The following is a 20,891-nucleotide window of genomic DNA, read 5'->3' as shown; positions in this document are numbered from 1 at the left end:
AAAGGATGTCAACCCAAGTCAAACTTATCGCGGTGATCCTGGCTTTGCTGGTTTCAATCCCGGCCGCCGCCGGAGCCGATTCGCCACCGGAGACAGGCGAGCTCAATTTCCATCGCAATCATCTCAACGACGAGGTCGTCGCCTACTTGAAATGGGTCGTGAAAACCTATCCCCACATCGCGCGGCTCCACACGATCGGCAAGAGCTATCTGGGGAAAGATCTTCTCGTCCTGGAAATCACCCATCAAAAAAACGGAAAGCCGGCCGAGAAACCCGGTTTCTGGATCGACGGCAATCTGCACGCCTCCGAAGTCATGGGCGCAGAGGTCTGTCTCAAGCAGATCGACACCATGGTCAGGCAGTACGGAAAAGATCCCGCAATCACCCATATCGTGAACACCCGCACCACTTATATCATGCCCAAGCTCAACCCGGACGGCTCCGATCATTATCTCACCAGGCCCGACGGCATGCGGAGCAGCGTCCGTCCCTATGACGACGACGGCGACGGACTCTTCGATGAAGATCCGCCCGAGGATCTGAACGGAGACGGTCACATCACCCAGATGCGGGTGAGAGACGAGACCGGGCCCTGGAAGACCTCGCCCGATGATCCGCGCCTTCTGGTGCGGGCCAAAGAGGATGAAAAAGGCGAGTGGAGAGTCTACAGCGAAGGCATCGACAACGACAGCGACGGCCGCTTCAACGAGGACGGCGTCGGCGGACTGGACATCAACCGCAACTGGCCGGCCCAATGGCAGCAGGACTATCTTCAGCCGCGGGGCGGACTCTATCCCCTCTCCGAACCGGAAACCCGGGCCGTGGCCGATTTCCTGCTCGCCCACCCCAATATCACGGGCGTCGTCAACCACCACATGGCCGGAAACTTCCTTTACCGGCCGCCGAGCAACCGCATCTTCAATCCCGTAACAGGTGAAGAGGAATTCTTCCCTCCCGAAGACGAGGCCGTCTACCAGATGTTCGGAAACAAGTACAGCGAACTCATCAACAAGCAGCCGGTCCGCAAGGTTTTCGGACGGGGCGGTCCGCCGCGCCACGGCGCCATCTGGGGTGTGATGATGGATTGGGCCTACTATCACTTCGGCGTGATCAGCTGGGTGCCGGAAATGGGATCCCTTCATCACTTCTGTGACGATGACGAAGACGGCCGGGTGACGGATCTCGAGAGACTGCGCTGGAACGACACCGAGATGGACGGCCGGATCTTCGTGGATTGGGAGCCTTACGACCACCCTCAGCTGGGCCGGATCGAAATCGGGGGATTCATCAGCAAGCTCTGGGACACGGAATACCAAAGATACACCAACCTGATGACCCTCCCTCATCCGTTCTATTTCGACCTTCTGGAAAAACATACCCAATGGAATCTCTATCTGATCGCCATGTCGCCGTTCGTCCGGATCACGGACGTCAAGGTCGCCCCGGGAGAGGCCGGCTATTTTAAGGTCTCCGCGTCCATCCAGAACCAGGGTTTCCTTCCCTCCAACGTCACGCAACAGGCCGTCAACAACGGCACGGCCAAAACCGTGAAAGCCGTGATCGCCCTGAACGGCGCTGAACTTGCGGCGGGAAGCGAGGCGATCGACCTCGGCCACCTTCCCGGAAACCGGTCCGAACCCGTCACGGTGGAATGGATGGTCCGGGCGACGGGGAAAAAACCGGCCGAAGTCGTCATCCGGTCCGTTTCCGAAAAAGGCGGAACAGACACCCGAAAGGTGTCCTTGATGTCCAAGTCAACACGTTAAGGGATGGAGTCAATCATGATGAACAACAAAAAGATCAAGGATTTTTCAAGGCGGGATTTTCTTTGGACGTTATCCGGCCTGGCGGCGGCGCCCGCCGTCTTTTCGCAAACCCTCGTCGCCGGGCAGGACAAGCCGAAAATCCCCATCACCGAACTGTTTTCCCCCGAGGAGTGGGAACGCCTGAAAAAGTCGGTCATGGCCTCGGAGATCGACGGCTATTTCGGGCACGGCTATTCCTGCGCCGAGGCCATGCTCCTCGTCGCGCTGCGTCGCCTGGAACTCGACGAAAAGACGGTCTGGGCCTCCGCGGCGTATGGAGGCGGCTTGGGCCAGAAAGACCTCTGCGGATTTTTGACCGGAGGCATAATGGCCGTCGGAATGGCGGACGGGAAAATGCCCCTGGAACGCCGCGAGGCCAAGAAACTCTGTTCCGCCGTCGCCAAGGAATTCTGGGAGTGGTGGAAAAGCGAATATCCCCTGCGCTGCGAGTGCATCGTCATCAAGGAAGAAGACCGGGCAAAATGCCGCCCGATGGGTCCGCGCGTCGCGGCCGAGCTTGAGGAACTTCTGACCCGCTTCGCCTGAGTCCGGACTGAGCCCGATTCTATCGGGACGGCCGTCCCGACGAAAAACGGGCATTCGGAAGGCCGGGATTCGCGGCGCCGCCCAGAGCGGCGGCGAGAAGGAAGACGTGTTTCGCCGAGCGGACCATGGCCGGGATATCGGCCCACTCGTCCGGAAATCCCCGTTGTCCTCCCCGCGATCCGCCGAGTCCGATGGCCGGCGTGCCGCCGCCGATCGCGATATTCATGTTCGAGGAACCGGCGTTGCCGAGCCGGGGCTCGTATCCCAGATGCCGTGAGACGTCAACCGCGGTCTCAACAAGCGGTGAGTTGACGGCGTCCGGAATCTGGCCGCCCGGGGTCAGCTGAAAAGGCTCCATTTGAAAAGCAATCCCGGTTTCCGCAGAGACCTCGTCGAGGACGGCCCGCACCGTCTCTTCGACGGCCGCGATCACGCCCATGTCCAGGGAACGGATGTCGAGCGAGAACCAGCCGTTTTCCGGTTTGTGGTTGAAAACCGCCCCGCTTCGCAGAATGCCCACATTGACCACCGTTCGCAAAGCCGTCTCGCGGGCCGGATGGGGAAGCGACAGGATCCGATCGACCGCCCGTCCGATCCCCTGGTTGACGTTGGGTAATCCTCCGCCCAGCGAGTGCCCCGGCGGTCCCGAGGCCGCGACTTTCCACCAATGGATGCCGATGGCCCCGTAGGAGATCGATCGGCCGTCGCCGAGAATATCGATGAATCCGAGAGCGCCGTCCCGGGTATCGGCGTAGATCTTTCTCATGCCCATCAGGCCGGTCTCTTCCTGGGCGACGGCCGCGAAAATCAGGTCATGCTCCGGCTCGATGCCGGACTTGACGAAAGCCTCGGCCGCCGCAAGCATGGAGATGGTGATGGACGATGTGTTGACGCCCGGACCGATGACCCGGTCGTCCTCCACGCGCGGCGGCCCGCCGGCCCGGCGCTGATGTTCGGCCACCGTTTCCAGATCGTCGAGCGTGGAGATGAAGACCAGAGTCCGGCCGGACCGGCCGGGAATTCGGCCGACGGCATTCGGGATTTCGTCGACCCGGACATCGGAAAGGCCGATTTCTCTCATCATCGCGGCAACGGCCGCAGCCCGCTCATGCTCGCTTCCCGAGGGCGAGGGAATGGCGCCGATTTCAGCCAGATCGGCCGCCATTTTTCCGGCATTCCCGTCAAGACGGCTCAGGGCGGCCTGAACCCGGGGATCCTCGAGCGCGTCGGCCAGCGACCGGCGGGCGGGCGATTCGGCGCCCAGTCCGTTCGCGATGATCAAGACGGCAAGAATCAAATACAACACTTCATTGATTTTCATGTCTATGAGTATAACTGAGTTTGGCTTCGATCGACATATGGATTTCATCCGCGTCTGTCCATCATCCGGTATTGAATGGCCTCCGAGATATGAGCGGCCGCGATGTTCTCCGCGCCCTCCAGGTCGGCGATCGTCCGGGCGACCTTCAGGATGCGGTCGTAGGCCCGGGCACTGAAGCCCATCTGCGTAACCGCGGCCTCAAGCAGCTTCTCCCCTTCCCTGTCGACGGCGCAGAATGTCCGGACATCCCGTGTTCCCATCCGCGCGTTCGCGAAAATCCCCTTCCCCGCAAACCGCCGGAGCTGAACCTCCCGGGTCCGGCAGACACGCTCCCGGATTCTCTCCGAAGATTCCGGTTCATGACGCGAAACAATCTCCCGGTACTTCACCTGCGGCACCTCGACCTGGATGTCGATCCTGTCGAGAAGCGGCCGCGAGATGCGGGCATAGTATTTCCTTCTCTGGGCCTCCGTGCAGTCGGCCTCTCCGCCCCCGCCGTCCTGGAAGACATCCTCACAGGGGTTCATGGCCGCGACCAGCATGAAGGCCGAGGGAAAGAGGACGGACATCCCCGAACGGCAGATCGACACCCGCCCGTCCTCAAGAGGCTGCCTCAGGTCCTCCAGAACGCCTCTTCGGAACTCCGGCATCTCGTCAAGAAAGAGAATCCCGTTGTGGGCCAGGCTGATCTCCCCGGGCCGGGGCACGGAGCCTCCGCCGACGAGCCCGGCATGCGAGACGGTGTGGTGCGGCGCCCGGAACGGACGCACGCTCATGGCCCCCGCGTTCGGAAGGAGACCCGCGGCGCTGTAGACTTGAGTGACTTCGATCGTCTCCTCGAAGGTCATGGGCGGGAGAATCCCCGGCAGGCGGCGGGCCAGCATGGTCTTTCCGGCTCCCGGCGGCCCGATCATCAGGATGTTGTGGCCCCCGGCCGCCGCCAGTTCCATGGCCCGTCTGACGTGATGCTGGCCCCGGACATCCCGGAAATCGGCATCGTAGCAGGGCGGCTCGGCCAGCTCTTCGAAACTCAGATCACAGGGCGGGACGTCCTCCCTTCCGTTCAGAAGCGCCACGACCCGGCCCAGGGTTTCGAGCCCGAAGACTTCGATCTTCGGGACGAGGGCCGCCTCCCTTTCATTGCTCTTCGGAACGACAAGCCCTCTGTATCCCCTTTTCCGGGCCATCAGAGCCACCGACAGGACGCCCTTAACGGGTTTGAGACGGCCGTCCATGGCCAGCTCGCCCATAAAGATGCGTCCGGACTGCGACCCGTCAGGGACGACGCCGAGATCGGCCAGGAAGCCGAGGGCGATGGGCAGATCGAAGGCCGAGCCCTCCTTCCGCCGATCGGCCGGGGCCAGGTTGATCGTCACCTTGCGCGGGGGAAGATCAAAGCCGCAGTTTTTGAGAGCCGCCCGGACGCGCTCCTTGCTCTCGCGGACCGCGGCGTCGGGCAGCCCGACCGTGACAAATCCGGGGAAGCCGAGAGCGATATCGACTTCGACCTCGACGGGGTAGGCTTCAATGCCCAGGAGAGAAGCGCTGTCCACACGGAATAACATGGTCCATAGAAAAGACGGCGGAAGGACGCCTCGTTCGTCACGGCGGCGCGAAAATCGGATTATTTTTTCCGGGTGGTGAACTCTTGGGAGAGTTTATCCAGCTCGTCTTCGATCTGCTTCTGGGACTTGATTTTGATTTTCTTGAGATCGAAAGGCCGGGCTTTCTTGGGTGGTACGAACTCGATATCCTCACCTTTCTTTTTGGCCGGCTTCCTGTCCTCGGACGGTTCCGGATCGAGAAGACCGGTGTCGGCGTCCTTTTTCGTTATTGCATCCTGTTCGCCTTCGAGAGTGCGTTCCCGAATGAGAGGCAGGGAGGCACGGGCGATGGCCTTGAGCGACTCGAAAACCCCGACACCGTTCAGGGCGGAGGCCTCAAAAAACGGCTGCCTGCGGGGATTGAGAAGGTTGTTCAGGGTTTCCACGGGAATCAGACCGGGAAGGTCCCGCTTGTTGTATTGGAAGACCATGGGGATGTCGTTGAGATCGATGCCCTGTTCCAGACAGTTGCGCCGGAGGCCGTCGAAGTTCTCCAGGTTGGCGTCGAAGAGGGAACTCTGGGAGTCGGCGACGAAGATGATGCCGTCGGCGCCTTTGAGAACGCTTTTTCTCGAGGCTTCATAAAACACCTGGCCGGGGACGGTCATCAGGTGGAAGTGGACTTTGTACCGGCCGACCAGTCCGGCCTTGATGGGCAGGAGGTCGAAGAAATAGGTCCGGTCGCTCTCCGTTTCGAAACAGATGAGTTCGCCGCGGTAAACGGGATCGAGTTTAAAATAGATGTAACGGAGGTTGGTCGTTTTGCCGCTCAGTCCCGGACCGTAATAAACGATCTTGACGGCCAAGCTGCCGGTGGCGTCATTCACATATGCCATTGAATTGCCTAACCCCTACCTTCAAGCGCCATTATTAACACACTCCCCCGGCGAAGTCAAACACGCGCAGGGCTCCGCATCAGGAGAATCCGGACAGCCGGCGGATCAGGGTTTCGTATTTGCCGACGATCTTCGGCCAGGTGTAATGTTCCTCGACATAAGCCCGGCCGTTTCGACCGAGAACCTCCCGAAGACGGGTATCTCCCGCCAGAAGGTCGAGCGCGACGGCGAACTCGCCCGCATTCCCATAGGCCAGGCCGGCTCGGCCCTTGAGGCAGTGCTGCATGAGCGGCGGGGTCGTCTCCTGGACCAGAATCGGTGTCCGGACGGCCAGGGATTCGATCGCGGCCATACAGAGACTTTCAAGATGGGACGGATGGATCGTGGCCAAGGCCGCGGCCATCGCCGCGGTTTTTTCCTCGCTGGAGACGAAACCCAGGTAGCGGATCCTGGGATGAGAGGGAAGCTCCATGAGGAGGTTTCCGATCAGGACCAGAGTCATGTCCGGATTTTCCCGGCTGTAGGCCTGGAAATACTCCAGGAGCTCGGCGCAGCCTTTTCCGGCCTCGATGCGCCCGGCGTAGAGAATAAACGGCCCCTGCAGGCCGTGCCTCTCTCGAAAACCCCGGACATCGGGATTTTCGGGAATGTCCACGCCCACTCCGACGATATCCTGGTACTTGCCCTCGAAGGAAAAACGCCGGGCCAGCATGTCTCTCTCCGGCTCGGTGTTGAACATGAAGGCCGCGGGGCGGGCGAAAACCTCTTTCATCATCTCCAGGCCGAGGGCGGGTTCCTCGTGGGCGGTCGGAACCAGGGCCGGGCTTCCCGAAACGGCCCGCAAACCCCAATAGGTGTTGTAGTAGAGGTAGGTGAAAAAGATGAAGAGATCGTGGTCCTTCTCTTCCCGGCCGATGGCCTCGATCAACCGGGGCGAGCACGGACCCTGCCTCTCCATCCATTCCCTCTCGTCGGCGTCCGTATGGGGATTGAAAAAGATCCAGTCGGAATAAGCGTTGAAGGAGGCGATGTCCCGTTCCTTGTCCGTCAAATATCTCTTGATTTTCACGCCGTCAAGAACGGTTTCACCGGCGAGATATTCGTTTCTCCAGGTGATATAGTCTTTGGCCGCGGTCGTGTAGACCGTGCACGCGTGTCCGGCCCGGACCAGTCGTTCGGCGACGATGCGGCAGTGGAGTTCCGACCCTCCCATGACTTCGGCGCCGTAGCGCTGGACGACGAAGGCCACCCGGGCGCCCACCGGTCAGGCTCCTTCCGCGACAAAATTGAGAAGAACGGATTCCCTGTCGGCCGTCCGGAACCGCTCCAGGCGGGCGCGCTGCCCGGCCAGAATTTTCTCTCTCAACTCCGGGTCCCGGGCCACAAGATCCACGAGCTCGGCCGCCCGGTCGATTTTTTTTCTCTTGAACAGCACTCCCGCCCCGTCAAGGGTGAACGGCACGGCCGTCGAATCGTAAGCGACGACGGGGAGGTCGAAGATCATGCTCTCGATGAGCGGCAGACAGAAGCCCTCGTGTTCGCTCATGGACAGGAAGACGTCGGAGGCCCTGTAGAAGGCGGACATCTCCTCGTCCGGGATATGGCCCGTGAAGACGATCTCTTCCGGTTTGAGATAGAACTCGTCGGCCATCCGGACACAGCTTTCGAAATAGGCGGGCAGGGACTGCGTCTTGCCGACCACGATGAGCCGCACCAGGGGGGAGATGTATTTCTTGTAATAGAAAGTCAGACGGATGAGGTCCTCGATCTTCTTGTTGGGCGCGATCCGGCCGACGAAGAGAATGTTCGTTCTGTCATCCCGGTAGAGATCGTGGACAAAAACGGAATGCGTTTTTTCGTATTTTCGGAAATCGACGTAAAGAGGCAGAACCTCGGCCCGCCGGCAGCCGAGTTCGACAAGCTCCCGCCGGTTGTATTCGGAATCGGCCAGCCCGAGGTCGATGAACGGCATCAGGGAGGCGAGCTCCAGCCGCCCGATGTGGGCGATCCGGGCCATTTCGGTGCTGTAGGGGCTGAAAAAATGAGAGGGCGTGATGTTGTGATGGATGAGAATCTTCCTCGATTTCAGCCGGGTCAGGGCCTGGCTGAGGGGTGACGGCAACGCGTAGTGAAGAAGAATGGCGTCCTTCGGCCCCGGAGGCGGGAATGATGAGAACAGCCTGGCTTCGCCGGACAGCTCCTTATCGTGATCCAGGCAGTAGATGTCCGCCTCGAAGCCATGAGAACGGAAGACATCCCGCATATGGAGAGCCGAGTCGCCGATGGCGTCTCCCTGATGAAAGGCGGGAACGAGCTGGTCGATTCTCACCGGCCGGCCACCTTTTCGACGTGATCCATGAGAATGCGGGCAACGTTCTCCGTTCGGTATTTCTCCAGGGCGGCGCGCTGGCCCTTGAGGAGGGTGTTTCTTAGTTCGGCATTCCGGACGATTTCATCGAGAAGGGCCGCCGTCTTCACAAAGTCCTTCGACCGGAGAAGCACGCCGCCGCCGTTCATCGTTTCCTCGACGGCCCCCGCGGCGAAAGCGACGACGGGGAGGTCCAGGTGGAAGGCCTCGAGGAGGGGAACCCCGAACCCCTCGTGCTCGCTCATGCTCAGATAGACGTCGGCCGACCGGTAATAGGCGACGAGTTCCGGAAACTCGACATGTCCCGTAAAGTGCACGTCCGAAAGCGCCAGCCGTTCGACGAGGTCGCGCAGGGCCGCGTGATAGCGCTCGAGGCCGCGATAATCACCGGCCAGGACGAGGCGGGCGCGGGGATTGAACATCGTCTTGTAGAAATGGAAGGTCCGGATGATGTCTTCGAATCTCTTGTTCGGGATCAGGCGGCCGACGAAGAGAAAGGTCGTTTTCTTTTCCGACATCATATCCAGGACGACGGGGTCTCCGGGAATATCGAACCGGGAAAAGTCGAGCAGAATGGGCAGAACTCCGGTCGGGGCGTATCCGGCCCGCTCGAGTTCCTCACGGTTGAACTCGGAGTCGCCGAGGGCCAGGTCGACTTTGCCGACAAACGTCTTGATCTCGAGGCGACCCTTGTAGCATTCCCGGGTCAGGATGCGGTGATAGTCCAGAAAAAATCCGTGGGGTGTGATGTTGTGGTAGATCATGATCTTGCGGTCGGGAATCCGGAAGATCATTTTCGACACCGGGGATCCGATGGAGAAGTGGAAGATGACCACGTTGTCGGGGGAGCTCAACTCCCGATAGGTTCGGAAGTCCCGGGCCAGGCCGGCCGTTTTCGGGTCGAAATAGCGGATGAAGATCTCGGAACGGTGGCCGAGGGACCGGAGGGCCTTTTGGATCTCCAGGATCTCATCGGAAATGGCGTCTCCGTAGGTCAGGGACGTCGAGAACTGGTGGATGTCCACGGATCTAGCGGCTTTCCAGGTTCCGGATGACGGTTTGATACTTGCCGACGACGATGTCCCAGGTGTAGTTGGCGTCGTAGTAGCGACGGCCGTTTTCTCCCATGACCTCCCGCAGCCGGGCGTCGGCGTCAAGCAGCTCGAGAGCTTCTCGGAACTCCCAATAGTTTTCATAAAAGAGCCCGGCCCGGCTTCTCAGGCACTGGCCCTTGAGAACCTCGCACCGGGCGTTGGCCAGAACCGGTTTTTTCATGGCCCAGGCTTCGAGCGTGACCATGGACAGGCTTTCGTAAAAGGACGGCATGACGAGAATCCGGGCCCCTTCGAGGGCGTCGAATTTGACCTCCTCGGGCTGGAAGCCCAGATGGATGACATCGGGATGAGAGGGAATCGGAAGGATGGAGCTGCCGATGAGGACGAGCTTGAGCGGCGAGTCCGTGTCCTTCTTGAATTTCAGGAAATATTCGAAGAGTTTGTGGCAACCCTTGTTCTCGTCGATGCGGCCGATGTAGATGATGTAGGGCCCATCAACGCCGTGGAGCTTGCGGAACCGGTCCTCCGAGGACGTTTCGGGAACGACCGTGCCGACACCGACGATGTCGCCCGGAACATCGTCGTTCCCCGAAGCGGCGTTGATCATGGCCTTTTCCTCGTGGGAGTTGTAGATGAAGGCCCGCGGCAGTTTCAAAAGGTCGCGGAAGATGCCCAGGTGGATGACCGGGTCGCGCTCGGCCGTCGGCACAAGGATGCTTTTTTCAGGGACGACGCGGATTCCCCAGTAGGAGTGATAATAGCGGTAGCTGAAAAAGATGAAGTGGTCGTAATTGTCGCGATGGTCCCGGATATGGCGGATCAGTGACGTGGAGAGCGGACCCTCCTCGTCCAGCCAGCGAAGCTCGTCGGCCTCGCTGTGGGCGCGGTTGAAGACGAAGTCCTGGATGCGGCCGAACCGCTCCGGGTTTCGCGGCCGGTCCACGGAGAAGCGCCGGACGGTGATCCCGTTGATCGATTCCTCGTCCTTCGGATAATGATCCTTCCAGGTGATGTAATCGAAGGCCCGGGTCGTCAGGACTTCAACGTCATGGTGCTCCCGGAGATGTTCGGCCACCCAGCGGCAGTGAAGCTCGGCGCCGCCGTTGATCTCCAGACCGTAGCGTTGAACGACGAATGCCAGTTTCATTCGAAGACCTTTTTTTCCAGGGCCCGCTCGCGGCGGCTGAGTGTCTCGAAATCCTTTTCCATGACCCGGATCTTGTTCTTGAGCGTCTCGTGCTCGATCTTGAGTTTCGTCAACTCGACGACGGTGTTATGGGCCAGGGTGTGGAGGAGCTTGACGTTGTCGACAGCCGGTGTCAAACAGGAGCGGATTCCGCCGAGAGCATCCGCCGTTTCCTGCTCGACACGTTGCAGTTCGCGCGCCAATGCCTCCCTCTCCCGCCCCAGGACCTCCTGAAGGGCGGCGAATCGCCGGTCGGCCCTCCTGAGCTCATGTTCCGACTTGGCGGCGTAATAATCCACCCGGCGGTTGACGTAGTCGAGATGGCGGACGGCCCGGACGATGTCTTCATTGATCGGAAGGATGACGAGCTTCATGAGCGGCGCGAACGGCCGCATGAGTTTCAGGAGAATTCTCTTGATGCGGGATTTGCCTCCCGGCTCGTCGTCGGGAAAGTCGGGATAGGGGGCAAGGAACGGCTCGTCATCGGCGGGGAAGCCGGTATCCTGAGGGCGATCCGGTTCCGGGACCGGAAAGGTTTCTTCCGGACTTCCTTCGTCCCCGGCCCGGCGGGCGGCCCGCTCCTTGACGGCAGCCATAAGGGTGGATATATCGAGATTATCGTAATCGATCGAAAAATCGTCCATGGGCATCTCCTCAAGGCCTGTCCGGACCCGGCCGGGGCTCCGGATCAGCGGTCATTCCGAAACAGAAAGTCTTCATAGACGCTCTGAACGTCCAGGATATCGGGAATCGGCCGGAGCCGCATGAGCTCGATCTCGCGGACCTCGCGTTCCGTGAAGACTCCGGATTTGAGCTTTTCCGCGATTCGGCGTTCGATGGTTTCCTCGAGCCCGGCCTGTTCCTTTTTGCCGAGGCATTTGATGTCCAGAAATCCGGCCATGATGATCGTCCTTGCCGTTGAATTCACCAGTTGAAAATCAGAACGTATTGTAAAGCATTTCCGCCGGAGAGTTCAACATGAATCCGGATTCCGATGGGCCTCCGTTGGCAAAGACCGCCGGGTATGATACAAGAAAGAGAGGCTGTCATGAGCGAAACCAGAAGCAAATTTCGGATCGGCGTCATCGGCGGATCGCGACCGGACCCCGCATCGAGTGAAGCCGCCTACCGGGTCGGCCGCCTGATCGCCAAACTCGGGGCCGTCGTCGTCTGCGGGGGCCTCGGCGGAGTTATGGAAGCCGCCGCCCGCGGCGCCAAGGAGGTCGGCGGACTGACCGTCGGCATCCTTCCCGGCTCCGATCCGCGAGACGCCAATCCCCACATCGACATTTCTATTGCCACGGGAATCGGATACGCCCGAAACGCCCTTGTCGTCATGAATGCCGACGCCCTGATCGCCATCGACGGCGCCTTCGGCACCTTGAGCGAAATCGCCTACGGCGGCGTTTATGAGCGCCCGGTCGTCGGCCTCGGGACCTGGGATGTCCGCGGCGTCATCCCGGCCGGAACCCCCGAGGAGGCCGTCCGTCTGGCCCTGGAAAAAGCGGCCGGGCGCCGCTGATCGGCCCGCATGACCAATTACCGGATCACCCTCGGCTATGACGGAACGGATTACCACGGCTGGCAGCTTCAGCCCGGACTCAGAACCATTCAGGGTGAAGTGGAAAAGGCCCTGGCCGTGATCACCCACAAACGGGTACCCGTCAACGGAGCCGGACGGACGGACGCCGGAGTCCACGCCCTGGCCCAGACGGCCGGATTCCGGGCCGACCTCAGGCTGGGAACAGATGAGCTTCTCCGGGCCTTGAATGCCGTTCTGCCCGAAGACATCCGCGTCTTTTCCGTCGAGGAAGCTCCGGCCGATTTCCATCCCCGCAAGTCGGCTCTGTCCAAGACGTATCGGTATCGAATCTGCATCTCCCCCGTCCATTCGCCCTTTATCCGGCGCTACGCGATCCACCGGCCCATGCCGCTCGACTTCGAGGCGATGCGGGAGGCGTCCGGCCTCTTCGTCCGTGAAGACGATTTCTCGACATTCTCTTCGAACAAGGACAAATGCCCCGTAAGAAAGGTCATCCGGTCCGAGATCGTCCGCGTAGACGACGAAATTCAATATACGGTGACGGCGGAAGGTTTTCTGAAATACATGGTCCGGACCCTGGCCGGAACGCTTCTCAACGTCGGTCGGGGACGAATCCGTCCGTCCGATATCGAGGGCCTGTTCCGGAAGAAAGCCCGCACCCTCGGCGCGCCCACGGCTCCCGCCAAAGGGCTGTGTCTGGTCGAAGTCGCTTATCCGCCGAACTTCAGCATCATGACATCGGCGTCCTCCGGCGGCCGGGAATAATATCCGCGCCTTTTTCCGACGACGGTGAATCCGTGTTTGCGATAGAGGGAGATCGCGGATGTATTGGACGGCCGGACTTCGAGAGCAACCACCCTGGCTCCCTGGGCTTTGACGGTTTCCAGAATATGCGCGAGCAGACTGTCTCCCAAACTCCGTCCCCGGAACTCGGGATGAACGGCGATGTTGTTGATCTGGACGTCATCGGCGATTTTCCAGTAAACGGCATACCCGATGATGCGGCGGTCGCCTTCCGTCGAAACGACCAGAGGAAAGGAAATCCCGGTGTTCTGGATTTCGCCGATGAAGGCGATCCGGTTCCAGGGATTGGGGAAAGAGACCGTTTCGATGCTCAGGACGGCCGGAAGGTCATCGACCCTCATTCTTCGAATGACGCATCCCTCGCCGATTTCCGGTCCCGCCATGATGTTTTTCCTCCGCTTGGGATCTCCGATAGTAAAGGGGTTCGAGCTCTTCGAGAACGGCGCCCGCGTTCCGGGCGAATATCCGGGCGGCCAGAAGGCCCACTTCGTGAGCGATGAAGGGCGTCCGGGTTGAAAACCGCGCCCTGTCGCCGAGACGCGCCTGAGCGGAGTCGCGGCAGACATCCAAGCCGTCGCCGATGAAGGTGACGACCCCCTGATCCGGGATCCGGGAAAGAAAATCTCCGGGAATCCAGGCGCCTTCGGGAACGGCGGCCGCCGCATCCTCCGCAGAGACTTTGAAAAGGGCGGCGTAGATTTCTCCCTTGCGGGCGTCGAGCAGGGGCGCGATCCATGTGCCTTCGTCCGCAGCCGCCTTGAGAGACAGAGCACGGAGAGAGGATACGGCCGCGGCCGGTTTGTTCGAGGCGAAAGCCAGGGCCCTGATCGTGCTCAAGCCGATGCGGATCCCGGTAAACGAACCCGGACCGGCGGCGACGGCGAAGGCCTCGATGTCCCGGGCCGTAGCACCGCAGACTGCCAGAATATGGTCGATCGAACGGAGAAGGACGGCGGAATGGGTGGGAGCTGAGGCGACCGCCGTCTCGGCCAGAAGCCGCGGCCCGTCGAGAATGGCCGCCGATCCGTTCGGCGTGGTCGTGTCGACAGCCAGAATGAGCATCCTTCACCCGCCTTTCCCGCCGAGCGGGACCGCAACGGATCAGATTTTTTCGGCCACGGCCCGGGCGACATCCAGGGTTTTGGCTTGCCCGCCCAAATCGTATGTTCTGACCCGGCCTTCTTTGATGACCGCGGCGACCGCTTCCTCGATGACACGGCCCTTGTCCGTCTCGCCCAGCCAGTCCAGCATCATTTTTGCGGACAGGATCATGGCAATGGGATTGACCTTGTACTGGCCGAAATACTTCGGCGCCGAGCCGTGCGTAGGCTCGAACACACCATAACGATCCCCGATATTCCCGCTGCACGCAAAGCCGAGACCACCCACGAGCTGAGCGGAGAGATCGGAAACAATGTCGCCGAAAAGGTTTTCGGCGACCATGACGTCGTAATCGCGGGGGTTCTTGACGAGCCACATGCAGATGGCGTCGATGTTGGTCTCATAGAGCGGAATGTCCGGATAGCCCGCGGCGACTTTCCGGGCTTCCTCGAGCATGAGGCCTCCGGTCTCCCGCAGGACGTTCGGCTTTTCAACAACCGTGACCGAGCGCCTCTTGTGCTTCCGGGCATAATCAAAAGCCGCCTTGACGATGCGGGCGCATCCCTTGCGGGTCATGATCCGGGTGGAAACGGCGATATCATCCGCGGGGACATCCTTGAAAGGCTTCATTTTCGGATGGGCGGACATGGCGGCCCTCATGGCATCGGGAAGTGGATGAAACTCCACGCCGGCATACATCCCCTCGGTGTTTTCTCGGAAAATCACGAGGTCGATGCCGTCCCTGTGGTTCAGGGGGTTGCCGGGATAGGCCTTGCAGGGGCGAAGCGCGGTGTAAAGATCGAACTCCTGGCGCAGACGGACGATGGGGCTGAAATACGACAGGCCTTTGTTCCCAAGCGAAGGATCGAGTTCGGCGACGGCGTCGTCCTTGGGCTTGGACGTGATGGCGCCGAAAAGACAGGCGTCGGTTTCTTTCAGAAGGGCGAGCGTACGGTCGGGAAGGGCATTTCCCTCCCGGCACCAGAATTCCCAACCGATGTCGCCGGTTCTGTATTCGGCATCGAGTCCGATTTTCTCAAGCACGATCATGGCGGCTTCCATGACTTCCTGTCCGACTCCGTCTCCCGGGAGAACGGCGATTTTGTACTTCGGCATCAAAAACTCCTTTTGAATTCAGGGACCCCTCGGCCCGGCCTTGGGAATGTGTATGATACCTGAAAATCGGGAGCCGAATCAACAGATTTCGGCGCCGTCGACCCGAAAGGCTGTTCAGGTTTTCCTGGATTTTCCCAGGACGCGGGTTCGGGTATAGGGAATCAATCCGCCGGCATCGATGATCGCCTGGCGCGATTTCGGAAGCGGCTCGACGGGGAAACTTTTTCCCGTGGTCCGATTCAAGACGGCCTGCTCCGTGATCTCCAGGTCATGCCCTTCCTCGGATTCGATATCCGGACAGACGATCGTTCTCAAGCCCAGGTTGATCGCATTCTGAAGAAAAATGCGGGCGAAATTCCGGGCCACGACAACCAGATCCCAGCCCTTGAGCGTCGAAGCCGCCTGTTCCCGCGAGGATCCACAGCCGAAATTCTTCCCGGCCGCAAGGATGCTCCCCGGAGGAATCTCCCCCTTGGCCAGCCGGGTGTTAAACTCCGTGTGATCGGCGAAAGCGAAAGCCGGCGTTTCCGACGGCAGAACCGTGGCCATGAAACGTCCGGGATAAATGATGTCCGTCGAAATATCGTCTTCGAGTTTCAGCACAACCTTAGCCATGGCGTTTACCTCCCGTCCTCGGATCGACGATCTCGCCCGCCGCGGCGCCGGCCGCGGCGACGGCCGGCGAGCAGAGATAGACCTCAGCCCGCGGGTTGCCCATCCGGCCTTTGAAATTGCGGTTCGTCGTGGACAGGGCGACTTCGCCGTCGCCCAACGCGCCCTGGTGGACGCCCAGGCAGGGACCGCAACCGGGGTTCATGACGACGGCGCCGGCCTTGATGAAGGTGTCGATATATCCCTGCTCCATAGCCTGGCGGTAAATCCTCCATGAGGCCGGAAAAACCAGCATCCGCGTTCTCCGGGCCACCTTCCTTCCCTTGAGGATTTTGGCGGCAACAGCCAGATCATCCAGACGGCCGTTTGTGCAGGAGCCGATGACAACCTGATGGATTTTCACGCCGGCGGCCTCGCCCACCGGAACGACATTGTCCACGGTGTGGGGACGGGCGATCTGGGGTTCCAGGCGTGACACATCGACACTCAGGGTTCGGACATAGGAGGCGTCGGGATCCGGGCCGAACAAATCGAGCCTCCCCTTGACTTTCGCCTCCTCCCTCAGATATCGGACGGTCTCCTCGTCCGGTGGAACGATGCCCGATGTCGCCCCGGCCTCGACGGCCATATTGCAGAGGACAAGGCGCCCGGACGTGCTCATGGCCCGGATCGCCGGGCCGTGAAACTCCAGAACCTTGAAGTTTGCCCCTTCCGCCGAAATGAGTCCGATGATATGGAGAATAAGATCCTTGGGCAAGACATATTTCGGGAAACGGCCCCGGACCTCGACCTTGATGGTCTCGGGGACTTCGACGTTGAGAACCGTGCCCAGGGCCCAGACCGAGGCCATTTCGGTCGCTCCGATGCCGAAGGCGAAGGCGCCGAGGGCGCCGTGGCTCGTCGTGTGGCTGTCCGTGCCGACGACCACGGTCCCGGGCACGACATAGCCGTTTTCGGGAAGAATCTGGTGACAGATTCCGCCTTCGTCGCCCCGGACATCATGGAACTTGGCGATGCCAACCGCGGCGACGAATTCCCGGACTCTTTTCTGATTGGTCGCGGTTTTCGAGCTCTCGGCCGGAACGCGGTGGTCCAGGATGATCGCGATTTTCGACGGGTCCCAAACATTGGATTCGATGCCCGTCCCGCTGTAGATTTCACGGAACTGGTTGATGACCAACGCCGCATTTTCGTGGGACATGGCGCAGCTTGCAACGGGCTCCACCACATCCCCGGCCCGCACTGCGGGAAGCCCCGCCGCCCGGGCCAGAATTTTTTCCACCATCGTCATGCCCATGGGATGAACCTCCAAGCATTTCCGGCCGTCCGTCCGGAGGCCGGATGTCACCTATAACAAACAGCCGGGAAACTTGTCAACACCGCTTTCTCGCATGGCCGTTTCAGGGTGGGGACCCCGGAGGAGGCGGTTTCTTAGAGAACGGCCGACGCGCTTACCAGCAGGGCCCCCGGTCCCAACCGATAACGAATTGGATGGTGAAGTCCTGGTTCTCAGCTCTCCTGCGGCTTGTGGTCAACTCGACCCAGCGGTCGGCGGGGACCGTGCTCCGGTAACAGACGTTGAGTGTCGACGGCCCCGAGTATGGAACGCTCTCGACGACAAGCTGATATCGGCCGGCTCTGAGGGGCAGCCCGAAGCGGTATTCGCTTCGGCCTTCACTATTGAGAGTCAAGACCTGCGAGACGACGGTGCTGCCGCTTTGCCGGACCGAGATCTTAACTTGCCGCCCGGCTGTAAACCGGCCCTCCGGACCGGAGTCGATGGCTCCCAGAATTTCGTAGGTCGGCATCTTCATAATCGGAATGCATGTTAAGGTGAAGTCCGCCCGGTCGGAAACAAGGCTGTTCGGCGACAAGATTTCGATAGCCTGCCAATCATCGCGGGACATTTCAGCGCCGCTACCCAACTGCCAGTAGGTGGCGACCGTTTTCGTCCCGCGCCCTAAAAAAACGAGCTTGCTTTCGGCCGCGCGGGCCCCGTCCGATCTCAACCAGCGGTAGCGGACCGTACCGGCCCTGTTCACCGTGATATAGCCGGTAAAGTCGAACCGGTGCGGGCAAGGCCCGGTATAGGAACGCTCCGAAACCTCAACCCGAACCTTCGTCACCTGAAACCTGAGGTCCTGACCCGGCTCAACCCCGTCGGCGGCGGTTGGGGCCATCGTCAGCAAAACCAGGGACAAACACACAAGACTCCGCATGTCTTCCTCCTTCGCCCGCGCAAAGGCTTCGCGCGGACAACCCTACCTTTGGGATTGAGTATATCCCAAAAGACTGAAAAATGAAACGCCTGTCTTTCAGCGGTAAGGGGTTGCGCCGACGCCCTACTCGAACCAGACCTTGATCGTTTCGTTTTCGTCGTGGACCTCAATGATGGCCATGGGCCCGATTTTTTTCAGTTCGGCAAGAAGCGCCCCGAGTTCGACATCGCCGGCTTTTCGATCGAAACGGAATTCAGCACCCGCCGCAATCTTCGAGACCGCTTCGAGAAGAGCAAAGGGAAGGGAAATGCGGACTTTGTCTTTATTCGTCCGATTGTCGGTGACCAGGACTCTGAACCACTTGACCTCTTTCATGTCTGACGGGACGTCGGGTCCATTGTCCCGGACGGCCTTCCGGATGATCTGGAGATCGTTCTTTTCGACCGCCGGCGCCGCCGCAACCGATCCCATCCCCGCCAGAATTCCGATAAGGACACACATCGCCGTTGTTTTGGATTTCATGATGACCTCCTTGTCATTTGGCTATGGATATTTTGATGAGGATCTGTTCCTCGCGGATTTCCACAATGCCGCCCCGGGAATCGGCCAGTTCGGACAGAATCCGGTCGATGTCATAGCCTTTCTTCATCAGAAGATCCTTGTCCTTCTCGGGGATGGCCAGGAGAGCCAGCTGGGCCAGAGCCCAGGGGATATTGATGTCGATTTTCATCTCCCCCTTTTCGCTCACCTGAATTTTTAAAACCCGTCCGACCTCCCTCTCAGGCCGCCGGCTCTCCAACGCTTTCAGATCGCCGGGAGAAACCCGCAGGAGAGCGATTTTGGCCCTGTCGCGAAGTTCGATGTTTGTTTCGCGGTCGATGATCTCCTTGAGAACCGGGACGCTCAGAGCGGCGATCTTTCGGTCATCCATGTAACTCAGAGTGAATGCGGCATAATAGCGAACAACCGTGTTGGAGTTCTTCAGCCGGCTTTCAACCTCCCGGATCCTGGACGCTTCCCCTCTTTTGTAGAGCTTCTCGGCCGCGTCGATGATTCCGATTTCCGCATCTTCATCGAGCCGGCCGCCCCGGTCTTTTCTGGAAAGATAAGCCTTGAAGGTGTCGAGAGCCTCCCCTTCGCGCCCCGGCAGTTCCGCCAGGCATCGGCCTTTGTAAAACAGCGCCTGGGAAGCCAGCGGGCTCCGGGGAGAACCGGCCAGAAGCTCTTCGAGCTTGGTCAGGGCGGCACCCCAGTTTTTGTCGAACATGAGGATCTTGGCATCCTCGAACAGCGTCTCCGCTTGCCTGGCCTCGGCGGGAAGACCGGACAGCAGAATCCACAGACAGCCTATCGATAGAAACGCGGCTCGACATCTCATGTTAAACCTCGCTTTTCTGAAGTTCACGTTTGGCCAGGCGGATGTTCAAAAGAAGCTGCCTGTCCTCGATAAAGCTTCGAATCCGGGCCGTTTCCTCGGCCGTCAGGCCCTCCGCCAATCGGAAAAGCTCCATAAAGAGGAGTTCGATTTGGTCGCAGACGGCTTTGGCCTGAGCCATACGAGGGCTTTCGAAATGAGCATTCAAGTATTTTTTTTGACCCAGGAGTTCACGCACCCGATCCGGAGCCGGCCATAATCCCCTCTCCGGACCTTCGGCGTCCGCGGCCTGGAGAAAATCCAGAAGCAGGTCTTGGCTTCTTTCGAGATAATCGATGGCTTCCCTCCGGGCCAGGGTCTGTTCGATCCTGTCGATGAAGCCGGGTGAAGCGAAATAGTCACCCCGAACGGAAAGACCCGGAGCCGGGCGTTTGACGGCGAGATACATGCCGGCCGCACCGAGAACAAGACCCAGGGCCAGAGCGGCGAACACCGGTCGAACCGGGAGCCATTGCGGGAATCCGGCTCGCTGCCTTCGGCACACGGCCGCAGCGGACTCACGGAAAGCTCTGTCGGCAATCTTTTCGGGAAGCGCGGCCCAATCAATCGAATCCATCTCCTTTTGGATCTTCGCTCTCTCATGATCCGCCCGGTTGAGAATCCGCCTCAGACGCTCGGCTTCCTCCCGGCACACGGCACAGCTTTCCACGTGCTTTCGGTGGGGGGATCCCTCCGGGACGGTCCCGGCCGAGAGAAAATCGGCCGTCCAGTCTTTGATCATTTTTCTGCATGTTTTCATGTTTGCATCCCCAGATGCGGAGCCAGCCATTTTCTCAAGTTGCGGACGGCCTTGTGATGGAGGGATTTGGCCGTTCCGATCGAGATATTCATGGCCTCCGATATTTCATGGTAAGGACATTCCTCGTAGTGCTTCATGATGAAAACCATTTTTTGCCGGTTCGCCAGACGGCCGATGCATCGGGAGAACTCCCGGCGCATATCCGCCGCCCTCTGAACGCCGGCGCCGTCATCCCCGGCCGGATCGAACTCCTCGACACTTCGGTCCGCCTCAAGTCCCCTTGTTTTCCCGCGGTTTTTCCGGTAATCGTCGATGGCCAGGTTTCGGGCGATCCGGAGAAGCCAATTCTGGAAATTGCAGCCCGGACGAAACATGTGGATTTTCCGGAACATCCGGAGAAAGGTTTCCTGCACAACGTCCAGCGCGTCCTCCCTGTTGCGGACAATCGAAAAGGCCATGACGAAAATTCTCTGCTGGAAAAGCCCGGCCACGGTCATGAAAGCCTCACGGTCTCCCTCGCGGATTTTTTCGACAAGCCGGGGAAGCTGTTCATCCGCCCCGGTCTTATGATCGTCCCTATCCACGAACGGCGTCCTTGTTC

The 20,891-nt window shown here is 60.1% G+C and carries 23 protein-coding genes; 4 read left to right on the top strand and 19 right to left on the bottom strand.

Translation table 11 applies throughout. The features are described 5' to 3' along the window. Positions 1-5 precede the first annotated feature (5 nt). Both SCM96_07770 and SCM96_07765 read left to right on the top strand, forming a co-directional pair. Positions 6-1,766: a M14 family metallopeptidase gene (locus tag SCM96_07770; GenBank protein MDW7760520.1), complete on the top strand. Its 1,761-nt coding sequence runs from the start codon at positions 6-8 to the stop codon at positions 1,764-1,766. Between the two features lie 15 nt (positions 1,767-1,781). Next, positions 1,782-2,351, top strand: coding sequence for a C-GCAxxG-C-C family protein (locus SCM96_07765; GenBank protein ID MDW7760519.1), 570 nt, complete (start codon positions 1,782-1,784; stop codon positions 2,349-2,351). 19 nt (positions 2,352-2,370) lie between these two features. Here the strand turns inward: SCM96_07765 and SCM96_07760 are convergent, their stop codons facing one another. From SCM96_07760 to SCM96_07720, 9 genes are all read right to left on the bottom strand, one after another. Then, positions 2,371-3,672, bottom strand: coding sequence for a M20/M25/M40 family metallo-hydrolase (locus SCM96_07760; GenBank protein ID MDW7760518.1), 1,302 nt, complete (start codon positions 3,670-3,672; stop codon positions 2,371-2,373). A gap of 44 nt (positions 3,673-3,716) precedes the next feature. Then, positions 3,717-5,237: a YifB family Mg chelatase-like AAA ATPase gene (locus SCM96_07755; GenBank protein ID MDW7760517.1), complete on the bottom strand. Its 1,521-nt coding sequence runs from the start codon at positions 5,235-5,237 to the stop codon at positions 3,717-3,719. Between the two features lie 59 nt (positions 5,238-5,296). After that, positions 5,297-6,112 (bottom strand): GTPase domain-containing protein, encoded by an 816-nt coding sequence (locus tag SCM96_07750; GenBank protein MDW7760516.1) that lies wholly within the window; start codon positions 6,110-6,112, stop codon positions 5,297-5,299. Between the two features lie 79 nt (positions 6,113-6,191). Then, positions 6,192-7,373, bottom strand: a complete 1,182-nt coding sequence (locus SCM96_07745) for a glycosyltransferase family 4 protein (protein ID MDW7760515.1) — start codon at positions 7,371-7,373, stop codon at positions 6,192-6,194. Between the two features lie 3 nt (positions 7,374-7,376). Next, positions 7,377-8,441 carry a glycosyltransferase family 4 protein gene (locus tag SCM96_07740; GenBank protein ID MDW7760514.1) on the bottom strand — a complete coding sequence of 355 codons (1,065 nt, stop codon included), beginning with the start codon at positions 8,439-8,441 and terminating at the stop codon, positions 7,377-7,379. Continuing rightward, positions 8,438-9,505, bottom strand: a complete 1,068-nt coding sequence (locus SCM96_07735) for a glycosyltransferase family 4 protein (protein ID MDW7760513.1) — start codon at positions 9,503-9,505, stop codon at positions 8,438-8,440. Before SCM96_07735 ends, SCM96_07740 begins: the two co-directional genes overlap by 4 nt. A gap of 4 nt (positions 9,506-9,509) precedes the next feature. Continuing rightward, the gene (locus SCM96_07730; protein MDW7760512.1) at positions 9,510-10,682 is read right to left on the bottom strand and encodes a glycosyltransferase family 4 protein; all 1,173 of its coding nucleotides are present in this window, start codon (positions 10,680-10,682) and stop codon (positions 9,510-9,512) included. Beyond that, positions 10,679-11,365 (bottom strand): hypothetical protein, encoded by a 687-nt coding sequence (locus tag SCM96_07725; GenBank protein MDW7760511.1) that lies wholly within the window; start codon positions 11,363-11,365, stop codon positions 10,679-10,681. Before SCM96_07725 ends, SCM96_07730 begins: the two co-directional genes overlap by 4 nt. A gap of 44 nt (positions 11,366-11,409) precedes the next feature. After that, on the bottom strand, positions 11,410-11,622 hold the full coding sequence (locus SCM96_07720) for a hypothetical protein (protein ID MDW7760510.1): 213 nt from the start codon (positions 11,620-11,622) through the stop codon (positions 11,410-11,412). 147 nt (positions 11,623-11,769) lie between these two features. Here SCM96_07720 and SCM96_07715 point away from each other — a divergent pair, with 147 nt between their 5' ends. Next, positions 11,770-12,243, top strand: a complete 474-nt coding sequence (locus SCM96_07715; GenBank protein MDW7760509.1) for a TIGR00725 family protein — start codon at positions 11,770-11,772, stop codon at positions 12,241-12,243. 9 nt (positions 12,244-12,252) lie between these two features. Further along, positions 12,253-13,029, top strand: a complete 777-nt coding sequence (gene truA / locus SCM96_07710) for a tRNA pseudouridine(38-40) synthase TruA (GenBank protein ID MDW7760508.1) — start codon at positions 12,253-12,255, stop codon at positions 13,027-13,029. On the opposite strand, the gene rimI is transcribed toward truA, so the two are convergent. The 10 genes from rimI to SCM96_07660 form a co-directional block, all read right to left on the bottom strand. Next, positions 12,975-13,409: a ribosomal protein S18-alanine N-acetyltransferase gene (rimI, locus tag SCM96_07705; GenBank protein ID MDW7760507.1), complete on the bottom strand. Its 435-nt coding sequence runs from the start codon at positions 13,407-13,409 to the stop codon at positions 12,975-12,977. The genes truA and rimI overlap by 55 nt on opposite strands. Further along, positions 13,396-14,130, bottom strand: a complete 735-nt coding sequence (gene tsaB, locus SCM96_07700) for a tRNA (adenosine(37)-N6)-threonylcarbamoyltransferase complex dimerization subunit type 1 TsaB (GenBank protein ID MDW7760506.1) — start codon at positions 14,128-14,130, stop codon at positions 13,396-13,398. The genes rimI and tsaB overlap by 14 nt, the downstream gene beginning before the upstream one ends. A gap of 39 nt (positions 14,131-14,169) precedes the next feature. Next, positions 14,170-15,285 (bottom strand): isocitrate/isopropylmalate dehydrogenase family protein, encoded by a 1,116-nt coding sequence (locus SCM96_07695; GenBank protein MDW7760505.1) that lies wholly within the window; start codon positions 15,283-15,285, stop codon positions 14,170-14,172. 114 nt (positions 15,286-15,399) lie between these two features. Then, positions 15,400-15,900 carry a 3-isopropylmalate dehydratase gene (locus tag SCM96_07690; protein MDW7760504.1) on the bottom strand — a complete coding sequence of 167 codons (501 nt, stop codon included), beginning with the start codon at positions 15,898-15,900 and terminating at the stop codon, positions 15,400-15,402. After that, positions 15,893-17,194 (bottom strand): 3-isopropylmalate dehydratase large subunit, encoded by a 1,302-nt coding sequence (locus tag SCM96_07685; GenBank protein MDW7760503.1) that lies wholly within the window; start codon positions 17,192-17,194, stop codon positions 15,893-15,895. The genes SCM96_07690 and SCM96_07685 overlap by 8 nt, the downstream gene beginning before the upstream one ends. 154 nt (positions 17,195-17,348) lie before the next feature. Then, complete coding sequence (locus tag SCM96_07680) at positions 17,349-18,116, bottom strand: hypothetical protein (protein MDW7760502.1); 768 nt, start codon at positions 18,114-18,116, stop codon at positions 17,349-17,351. 123 nt (positions 18,117-18,239) lie between these two features. After that, positions 18,240-18,638 carry a hypothetical protein gene (locus tag SCM96_07675; protein MDW7760501.1) on the bottom strand — a complete coding sequence of 133 codons (399 nt, stop codon included), beginning with the start codon at positions 18,636-18,638 and terminating at the stop codon, positions 18,240-18,242. A gap of 13 nt (positions 18,639-18,651) precedes the next feature. Continuing rightward, positions 18,652-19,494, bottom strand: coding sequence for a tetratricopeptide repeat protein (locus SCM96_07670; protein ID MDW7760500.1), 843 nt, complete (start codon positions 19,492-19,494; stop codon positions 18,652-18,654). Between the two features lies 1 nt (position 19,495). After that, positions 19,496-20,290, bottom strand: coding sequence for a hypothetical protein (locus SCM96_07665; GenBank protein ID MDW7760499.1), 795 nt, complete (start codon positions 20,288-20,290; stop codon positions 19,496-19,498). Continuing rightward, on the bottom strand, positions 20,287-20,874 hold the full coding sequence (locus tag SCM96_07660) for an RNA polymerase sigma factor (protein MDW7760498.1): 588 nt from the start codon (positions 20,872-20,874) through the stop codon (positions 20,287-20,289). The genes SCM96_07665 and SCM96_07660 overlap by 4 nt, the downstream gene beginning before the upstream one ends. Positions 20,875-20,891 lie beyond the last annotated feature (17 nt).

This window comes from Acidobacteriota bacterium, assembly GCA_033549365.1.
Classification (GTDB): Bacteria; Acidobacteriota; Aminicenantia; order Aminicenantales; family Saccharicenantaceae; genus JAWSUF01.
Note: the sequence above shows the minus strand (reverse complement) of the source record. Positions and strands in the feature narration are given on the sequence as shown.